The sequence below is a fragment of the Paraburkholderia sp. JHI2823 genome (assembly GCF_038900695.1).
Classification (GTDB): domain Bacteria; phylum Pseudomonadota; class Gammaproteobacteria; order Burkholderiales; family Burkholderiaceae; genus Paraburkholderia; species Paraburkholderia mimosarum.
Genome location: NZ_JAYMRY010000086.1, coordinates 1 through 7,275, shown reverse-complemented (window position 1 = coordinate 7,275; position 7,275 = coordinate 1). Strand labels below are relative to the sequence as shown.

The following is a 7,275-nucleotide window of genomic DNA, read 5'->3' as shown; positions in this document are numbered from 1 at the left end:
GCCTCACAGCGCTTTAAAAAGGTTGATTCGCGTTGAAATTGCACAATGCGAAAGATTTAGCGGCAGTGGGCGCGTAAATCGTGGAAGGCCGCTGCCCGTCGAGGGGTATTTCCGCAACCTGCTAGGGTCTTTGGGGTTGCGGCATCGTAAGGGGTCCCTTCGAAGTCAGCCCAGAACGCTGAATGTGCCATCGTTAATGGCGAATGTGCCGCGGCCAGGAGAAAAACGGCCGGCTCTGTCGCCCGCAAAACCTTGCGGGGCAAGGCTCCGGTTGAATTGTGCCATCGCCAGGGGCCGCCTTTGAAGGCGGTCCGGGACCCTGAATGTGCCATCGTCAATGGCGAATATGCCGGTAGGAAGAGGAAGAAAATGGCCGGCTCTGTCGCCTGCAAACCCTTGCCGGGCAAGGCTCCGGTTGAATTGCGCCATCGCGAGGCCGCCTTCGCCGCCGGTCCGGGACCCTGAATGTGCCATCGTCAATGCGAATGTGCCGCGGCCAAGAGTAGGAAAGAGGAGGAATATGGCCGGCTCTGTCCGCAAACCCTTGCCGAGCAGGACTCCAGTTGAATTGTGCCATCGCCAGGGGCCGTCTTCGAAGGCGGCCTGGGCCCTGAATGTGCCATCGTTAACGGCGAATGGGCGAATGTGCCGCGGCCAAGGCAGAAGAGAGGAGGACAGCGGCCGGTGCTGTCGCCGGCAAATCTTGGCGGGGCAAGCCTTCTCGGGAATTGTGCTATCGATAATGGCGCATGTGCCACGACTTGGATCTCAAGACGCGCAATTCGGAGTGCCGTCGCGATACCTCGTTCCTTGTCAACAGTTGTGTGGCCGGCGCGCCATTTCGATGGGTCTGGTTGCGTCACGCATGTACCTCGCGTTCAACCGGGAAATCGCGGCAAATGCAGCCCGGCGTTTCTCGCCTCACGTCGACTCGCGGACGATGCATTCGCTGGCGTGGGCCAGCGTGAGTCCTTCGCTGAGAAGCCGGGTGAGCCTTCAGGGCGAGCCGCCGCATGAACTGGCGGCGCGTTACGGGCTTGGCCCGCTGGAAGTGCGCACGGTGACGGGCAAGGCCGTCGAGCTTGCGCCTTTCGAGATCGGGCGGATGATTGCCGACGGGCGGGACAGGTTCTGCCGGTCCGCGGATATCCAGCCGGCAACCCGGCATATTGTTGTCGATGAAAAGATCGACGAAGCGGTGGCCGCGCAACTGCGCACGTATCTGCTGCCTTACATCGGACACCTGTGGGAAGAGGGTGCGGCAGCGCGCGCCGTGGGCGCCATTTCGCCGGATGTGCTCCTGAAACTCTGGGCGCTCTCGGAGCCACGCATCGAAGCCGACTACCTACTTTTCGACGAGGTGCAGGACAGTGACGGGGTGATGCTTTCGGTCCTTGGCCAGCAGCGCCACGCGCAGATCATCTACGTGGGCGACCCTTACCAAGCAGATCTACGAACGGCGGGGCGCGGTCAATGCGATGGCGCAGATCGACGCGCCCGAGTGCGCGCTTACGGAATCGTTCCGCTGTGGCGCCACGTTCGCGGCGCTCGCCAGCCGCCTGCTTGCACTGCTCGGTGAGCGCACGTCCATCCGGGGACAGGAAGCCATCGGCTCGATCATGGTGGAAGATTCCGCGCTGGCACCGCCGGTCGACGCGATCCTGTGCCGGAAGAACATCACGGCGATCTGGCAGTTCGCTGCAGGACTCGAGGCGGGACATCGACCGGCGATCCGGATGAGTCCGGCCGAGATCCTCGCCTACGCTGACGGCGCAGACCGGCTGCTGGCCGGCCAGCGCGCGTTCCGCCCGGCGGCGTTTTCGCTGTTCGAGACCTGGAGCGACGCACAGGCGTTCGCGCGCAGCGCATTTGGTCAGGACCTGCTGCCGGTCGTGCGGATCGTCGACGAGCTGGGTACCGGCTATCTGCGGGCGCTGGCGCAGCGCTCGGCGACGGAAGACGCGGCTGACTATGTGATCTCAACCGTCCACCGTGCCAAGGGACTCGAATGGAAGCGGGTCAGGGTGGCCAGCGATTTCCGCCTGCGCGGTGCCGATGGCAGCCCGATGCCGGACGACGATGAACTCCGGCTGCTTTATGTGGCCATGACCCGGGCACAGCATGTCCTCGATATCTCGGCGTTGCGCGACGAGCTGCTGCGGCTTTCCAATCTTCGGCGCTAGAACGCGCCGGCCCGTCACGGTGAAAATTGTTGTGGGGGCCCTGCATCGGGCTGAGCGGGTTGGCACGGTCGAACGGACGCCGCGTTTGTCGCTCGCCCGCTGCGCCACGCGGCCGGGAACCGCCAAAGAAAACGCCCACGTTGTTCACGCAGGCGTTTCCGTGGCCCCGCTACCGCGCCCCACTGAACGGTTTCCCGTCCGTTACTGCTTCAGGGCCGGCTTCCGCGCGGCTCATACCTAGTATAGGACGCGCAGCGGAAGATCCAAGCTGGCTGAAAATATAGAGTCGGACTCGCACACAAAAGCTTTATCTCTCGCGTCCAGGATGGAAGCGGGTCAAGGTGGGCAATGATTTCCGCCTGCGCGGTGCCGACGGCAGCCCGATACCGGACGAGGATGAGCGTCGCCAGGTCTATGTGGCGGTCACCGACGCTAGTACCTGACGGTGAAAGCGGCGCGCGCGTCGCCCGGCGATGTATACACGGTGCCGTCCGGCAGGTCAGGACGCAGTTCGGCCTCGATCTGATCGATGGTCGGCAGCCCAGTCTCCAGCGAGGGCGGCACCTCGCGCATCAGTTGATACTCAGCGACGCCCATTGGCTTGGCCACGCCGCGCAGCGCATATTCCGCCACGAGCCGGTTCTTTTCCTTGCACAGCAGCAGGCCGATGGTCGGCTGGTCCTCAGGCGCCTTGACCTGCGCATCGATTGCGGACAGGTAGAAGTTCAGCTGGCCCGCATATTCGGGCTTGAACGGCGTCGTTTTCAGTTCGACGACGATATAGCAACGCAGCTTGAGATGGTAGAAAAGCAGATCGACAAAAAACTCGTCTGCCCACCTCCAGCCGGTACTGGCGCCCCACGAACGCGAAGCCGGCGCCCAGTTCGAGGAGGAAGCGCGTGATGTGCTGGGTGAGCGCACGCTCGATGTCGCGCTCCTGGGCGTTCTCGGTCAAGCCGAGGAAGTCGAAGATATACGGATCCTTGAGCACGTCGCGCGCGAGATCGGATTGCGGTGGCGGCAACCGCTCCGCAAATTGGTGACCGCATTGCCAGCGCGCGCGTGCGCGGCCGTCTCGATCTGCATGGCCAGCACGCTGCGCGACCAGCCGTGTTCGAGCACCTTGGCAGCATACCGGTTGCGATGCGCGGTACCTTTGACCTTGTCGAGCAAGGTGCAAAGGTGGAACCACGGAATTGTGCAGCAGGCTGCTGCACAAATTCCGGATCCGGCCATGCTTGCGCAAGCGCGCGCATGTATTTCAGGTTGCGTGGCGAGAAACCGCGCATGTCGGGGAACGCGAACTTGAGTGTTGCGATCTGACCGTTAACGGTCTATATTCAGTCCTGTCTGACCCCAACGGAGCGCCCCATGCACCTCGCCAATTACGTCAAGCCAATCAGCTACCTCAAAAGCGAAGCCGCCCAGATCGTCAAGGACCTAACCGACTCGGGAGAGCCGCTCATCATCACGCAGAACGGCGAGGCGAAACTCGTGGTCCAGGACGTGCGAACCTACGAAGCGACCCAGCAGACCATTGCGCTGCTGAAGATCCTGGCCATCGGCCAGAAACAGATCGAGCGCGATGACCACGTCGACGGCGACGACTTCTTCGCGGAGCTCAACGAACTCGACCGCCAGGAAAAACTTCGCTGATGCCGGCCCCGCTGCTGAAGTACCGCGTCCTGCCGACCGCGCGGATCGGCATCGACGAACTGAGAAGTTACCTTGTCCGCACCTTCGGATGGGAGACCTGGCGTCAGACATCGGCGCAGATTCAGGAAACCATCACGCAGATTCGCCGGTATCCCGACAGTGGCCATATGCCTGCCGAACTCGAAGGCTTCGTCGATGAGCGTTTCCGGCAGGCCCTGTGCGGCAAGAACCGAATCATCTACCAGGTGCGGGACGACACCGTTTTCATTCACCTCGTGGTCGATACACGACGCGACCTGCCGGCCATGCTCCAGAGGATCGTCCTTCGACTCATGTAAGCGTCAGGGTGACGCAGCAATTATCCGCCGGTGACCACCCCAGAGCTGGGCATGACCCTCATCAAGAAACGCATTGCAGTGACTGACACGAAGCTCGCGGACTTTAGTTCGAAGGATGACAAGTCCGCATGTTGCGGGCACACCTTTCCATTGTTGACACACATCTGTACGGCCGGGGGCGTTGGACTGGTATTCGGGATTGGCAATGACGCCACCCTCGTCCTCCTGCCTTCCTGTCGATTATTGTGACCGTGTCGGAATGCGGGAGCCCGGCCAGCGAGCCGGGGTTGTAGCGCAGTAGTGCTCGAGCGGACGCGGGATTCCCAATGGCCGTCGTTATCCTTGGTTATCCTCTTTTCGGCGGTGCAGCCTGGCGCCCTGTTTCCATTGCCTTTCGGGCCTATCGCATGACGTTACTGCGAAGGTGGTTACGCACAGAAAAAGTGGATGGGCCGGTGCATAACAAATTGGGAAAGGCTTGCCCATTCGCCCAAAGGGCTCCAATTCGTGCCACGGTGCAAGAGGCGCCCATCCTGCTCAGCGCCTATCTACCTGCGCTGCCCAGTCCCGCCAGACTGCCTCTCTTCGGCAACCAGTTCCTTGAGCGCCTCGATCCCGGCATCCGTGAAGGCAGTTACAGAGACCAACTGCTCAGCGGGGACGTCCAGATCGTCGATTCTTACCGTCCTTTGTCAAGGCGATTTCAGCACGCTGGAGGTTGGGCGGATCGTTGATGTCGTCGCTCGGGCTGTAACCCGCCTTCCCGGCTTGAGCGGTCACCCCTGATCGGCAAAATCAGAATCTGAAGATTCCTTGAACAGCGACATTCTCGCGAATGCGACGTGCCCATCGAAATACGGGCGGCGACCGCATCTCCGGCCAGCGGGCTCGCGGCGAGGTGCACTCAGGCCTGGTAATGATACCGGCAGGAAATGATGCTGATTTGCCAGCCATCCGCCTCGTAGACCAGGCGGTTCGTGTCGTCGATACGACGTGACCAGAATCCGGAAAGATTCGCCTTCAGCGGCTCGGGCTTTCCGATACCTTCAAATGGTGTGCGTTGTGCCTCGCGGGTCAGCTGATTGATTCGCCTGAGGGTCTTGCGGTCCTGGCCTTGCCAGTAGACGTAGTCCTCCCACGCATCGGGCGTAAAAAGCACACGGCGTGTCGTCATTCGCCCTCGCCCTCATTCAGCGTTTGTTCCGCTGCCTGACCCCGCCGTAGCTGACTGATTGAGCGTTCAAGGTGGGCGGCGTTCGCTGGCGACCGGAGCAGGTGAACTGTCTCCATGAGGCTGTCGTAATAGTCTTGCGACATGATGACTGCGTTCGGCGCGTCACGTCGCGTGATCAGCGTCACGTCCGCGTCGTCGACCACCTGGTCGATCACGGTTTTTAGATTCCCGCGAGCATCAGAAAAATGTATCGTTCGCATGACCGCCTCAACTTGTACTGTAAGTTGCTCAAGTATATCGGCAATCGCACCGCTACGTACAGGTTAATGTACAAGTCTGATTTATCCCTCCTGGGACAGTTCTCTTGCGTCATTCGCAAACTGTGCGCGATCATTGACCTGGTCAACCGGACACCAATCGACAATTCTGCTGTCAAAATCCCATCGAGGGGCGAAGGGAGCGGCCGGCCCGCGTTCGCAAACGGCAACCGCTGGGTGCCGCCATCACCAGCGGCATCGTTTCCTGACAGGACAAGTCATGATCCAGCCGATTGTCGAAGTTCAAATGGCCAGTGTCGACGCCCTCTTTAACCTGGCGGTCACAATGGTCAATGCCGCTGAAAGGCTCACCCAGCTGGCTTTCGTAGTTGCCCGCTCGATGCTGGCCCAGGCCGAAAACACTGCACTCGGTGTTCTTCGCTCCAGCGAACCGGGCCGATCCATCCCGGCCCAAGCCAGGGCGACCGAGCCGACTCAAGATACGGCGGCATCGAATATGCTCCAACTGTTCGATATCGCGAGTTCCGCCCAAGCCGAATTCAATCGTTACGCGCAAACTCAGGTGGACGCCTGCAAGGGGCAGGTCCAGACGTTTATCGATCAAATCGCGAAAAATGTACCTGCCGGCCCGGAAGCGACCTTCAGCGCACGAAAGTCGGCGGTTGAGACGACGCGCTCGTTGAACGAGACCATGCAGAAGAGCTACGAGCAGGCGGTGGAGGTCGCCAGGAGCGATCTGGCTGCTGTTTCCTCGACTGAAAAGACAACGCGGCATGCGACCGGTCAAGCGTCGCCAGCCGCCAGGCAATGATGCTGGGGGATGTGAGGCGCGCGCAACTATGGAAGCCATCAAGACAACATCGCCTGCCCTCCCCGTGCCGACGACACTCCCCGCCGCATCGGCCGTTGGGCCGGGTTCCGGGGAAGACGGGTCGCAAACGTCATTCGATGTCGCGTTGACGCGCGTCGACAGAGCGGTCTATGCGGCGTTCGCACGCGCCTCGGCTGGTGGTTCGCCTACCGCGCTCGGGTTGGCGTGGCTCGACTGGGCACTCCAGTTCGCCTGCTCGCCGGGCAAGCATTACGCGCTCGCGGCTCGCGTGCTTGCATACTGGCAATCGCTCATGATGGGCAAGCCACTCGAGCACGTTGGCAACGGCGATCCGCGCTTCGACGACGCGGGCTGGAGCCACTGGCCCTTCAATGCGCTGCGCGATACGTTTGCACATGTAGAGTCGTTCTGGGGGCAAGCGACCACCGGCGTTCGCGGCGTTTCCCCACGCAACGAACAGGTCATGCACTTCGTTGCGCGGCAATGCACTGACATGCTGTCCCCCGCCAATTGCTGGTGGCTCAATCCGCAGGTACTGCGGGCGATCGTCAATACGGGAGGACGCAACTTCGTCGAGGGCGCGCGCAATTGGCTCGAAGATCAGGAAGATCTGCTCGCGGGCCGCATACCAGGCAGTTCGATCCGCAGGTTCGCCCCCCATCAACTCGGGCGCGACGTTGCAACCACGCCCGGCAAGGTCGTCTATCGTTCCGCGCTGATCGAACTGATCCAGTACGAACCACTGACGCCGACCGTGTGGCATGAGCCCGTCCTGATCGTGCCATCGTGGATACTCAAATACTACATTCTCGAT

At 61.4% G+C, this 7,275-nt stretch carries 10 protein-coding genes and 1 pseudogene; 7 read left to right on the top strand and 4 right to left on the bottom strand.

What is annotated here, in order from left to right:
* Window positions 1–165 precede the first annotated feature (165 nt).
* Window positions 166–429 carry a hypothetical protein gene (locus VSR34_RS36970; RefSeq protein ID WP_342965073.1) on the bottom strand — a complete coding sequence of 88 codons (264 nt, stop codon included), beginning with the start codon at window positions 427–429 and terminating at the stop codon, window positions 166–168.
* 511 nt (window positions 430–940) lie between these two features.
* Here VSR34_RS36970 and VSR34_RS36965 point away from each other — a divergent pair.
* The gene (locus tag VSR34_RS36965; RefSeq protein WP_244884650.1) at window positions 941–1,579 is read left to right on the top strand and encodes a hypothetical protein; all 639 of its coding nucleotides are present in this window, start codon (window positions 941–943) and stop codon (window positions 1,577–1,579) included.
* Window positions 1,479–2,183, top strand: a complete 705-nt coding sequence (locus tag VSR34_RS36960; protein ID WP_342965072.1) for an ATP-binding domain-containing protein — start codon at window positions 1,479–1,481, stop codon at window positions 2,181–2,183. The genes VSR34_RS36965 and VSR34_RS36960 overlap by 101 nt, the downstream gene beginning before the upstream one ends.
* Window positions 2,184–2,615: 432 nt before the next feature.
* On the opposite strand, the pseudogene VSR34_RS36955 reads toward VSR34_RS36960, so the two are convergent.
* Window positions 2,616–3,493: pseudogene (locus VSR34_RS36955) on the bottom strand (PDDEXK nuclease domain-containing protein); the annotation flags it as partial.
* A 61-nt stretch (window positions 3,494–3,554) separates the two neighbouring features.
* Between VSR34_RS36955 and VSR34_RS36950 the strand changes: the two are divergent.
* The 3 genes from VSR34_RS36950 to VSR34_RS36940 all read left to right on the top strand — a co-directional run bounded on the left by VSR34_RS36950 (window position 3,555) and on the right by VSR34_RS36940 (window position 4,911).
* A complete protein-coding gene (locus VSR34_RS36950) occupies window positions 3,555–3,839 on the top strand; it encodes a type II toxin-antitoxin system Phd/YefM family antitoxin (protein ID WP_028214896.1) in 285 nt (94 codons plus the stop codon).
* On the top strand, window positions 3,839–4,177 hold the full coding sequence (locus tag VSR34_RS36945; RefSeq protein ID WP_028214895.1) for a type II toxin-antitoxin system RelE/ParE family toxin: 339 nt from the start codon (window positions 3,839–3,841) through the stop codon (window positions 4,175–4,177). Before VSR34_RS36950 ends, VSR34_RS36945 begins: the two co-directional genes overlap by 1 nt.
* 326 nt (window positions 4,178–4,503) lie before the next feature.
* Window positions 4,504–4,911: a hypothetical protein gene (locus VSR34_RS36940; RefSeq protein ID WP_155836994.1), complete on the top strand. Its 408-nt coding sequence runs from the start codon at window positions 4,504–4,506 to the stop codon at window positions 4,909–4,911.
* 170 nt (window positions 4,912–5,081) lie between these two features.
* Here VSR34_RS36940 and VSR34_RS36935 read toward each other — a convergent pair whose 3' ends face one another.
* Both VSR34_RS36935 and VSR34_RS36930 read right to left on the bottom strand, forming a co-directional pair.
* Entirely contained in the window at window positions 5,082–5,351 is a 270-nt protein-coding gene (locus VSR34_RS36935; RefSeq protein WP_342965071.1) for a Txe/YoeB family addiction module toxin, read from the bottom strand.
* Window positions 5,348–5,611 carry a type II toxin-antitoxin system prevent-host-death family antitoxin gene (locus tag VSR34_RS36930; protein WP_028214893.1) on the bottom strand — a complete coding sequence of 88 codons (264 nt, stop codon included), beginning with the start codon at window positions 5,609–5,611 and terminating at the stop codon, window positions 5,348–5,350. The genes VSR34_RS36935 and VSR34_RS36930 overlap by 4 nt, the downstream gene beginning before the upstream one ends.
* Window positions 5,612–5,888: 277 nt before the next feature.
* On the opposite strand from VSR34_RS36930, the gene VSR34_RS36925 reads away from it, so the two are divergent.
* Window positions 5,889–6,440, top strand: a complete 552-nt coding sequence (locus VSR34_RS36925) for a phasin family protein (RefSeq protein ID WP_342965070.1) — start codon at window positions 5,889–5,891, stop codon at window positions 6,438–6,440.
* A 28-nt stretch (window positions 6,441–6,468) separates the two neighbouring features.
* The coding region (locus VSR34_RS36920; protein ID WP_342965069.1) for a poly-beta-hydroxybutyrate polymerase N-terminal domain-containing protein at window positions 6,469–7,275 on the top strand (807 nt) is incomplete at its 3' end.

Excerpts from the sequence above, each read along its gene's own strand:
- VSR34_RS36970 (WP_342965073.1), bottom strand. The coding sequence starts at position 429 with ATGGCGCAATTCAACCGGAGCCTTGCCCGGCAAGGGTTTGCAGGCGAC.
- VSR34_RS36965 (WP_244884650.1), top strand. The coding sequence starts at position 941 with ATGCATTCGCTGGCGTGGGCCAGCGTGAGTCCTTCGCTGAGAAGCCGG.
- VSR34_RS36960 (WP_342965072.1), top strand. The coding sequence starts at position 1,479 with ATGGCGCAGATCGACGCGCCCGAGTGCGCGCTTACGGAATCGTTCCGC.
- VSR34_RS36950 (WP_028214896.1), top strand. The coding sequence starts at position 3,555 with ATGCACCTCGCCAATTACGTCAAGCCAATCAGCTACCTCAAAAGCGAA.
- VSR34_RS36945 (WP_028214895.1), top strand. The coding sequence starts at position 3,839 with ATGCCGGCCCCGCTGCTGAAGTACCGCGTCCTGCCGACCGCGCGGATC.
- VSR34_RS36940 (WP_155836994.1), top strand. The coding sequence starts at position 4,504 with ATGGCCGTCGTTATCCTTGGTTATCCTCTTTTCGGCGGTGCAGCCTGG.
- VSR34_RS36935 (WP_342965071.1), bottom strand. The coding sequence starts at position 5,351 with ATGACGACACGCCGTGTGCTTTTTACGCCCGATGCGTGGGAGGACTAC.
- VSR34_RS36930 (WP_028214893.1), bottom strand. The coding sequence starts at position 5,611 with ATGCGAACGATACATTTTTCTGATGCTCGCGGGAATCTAAAAACCGTG.
- VSR34_RS36925 (WP_342965070.1), top strand. The coding sequence starts at position 5,889 with ATGATCCAGCCGATTGTCGAAGTTCAAATGGCCAGTGTCGACGCCCTC.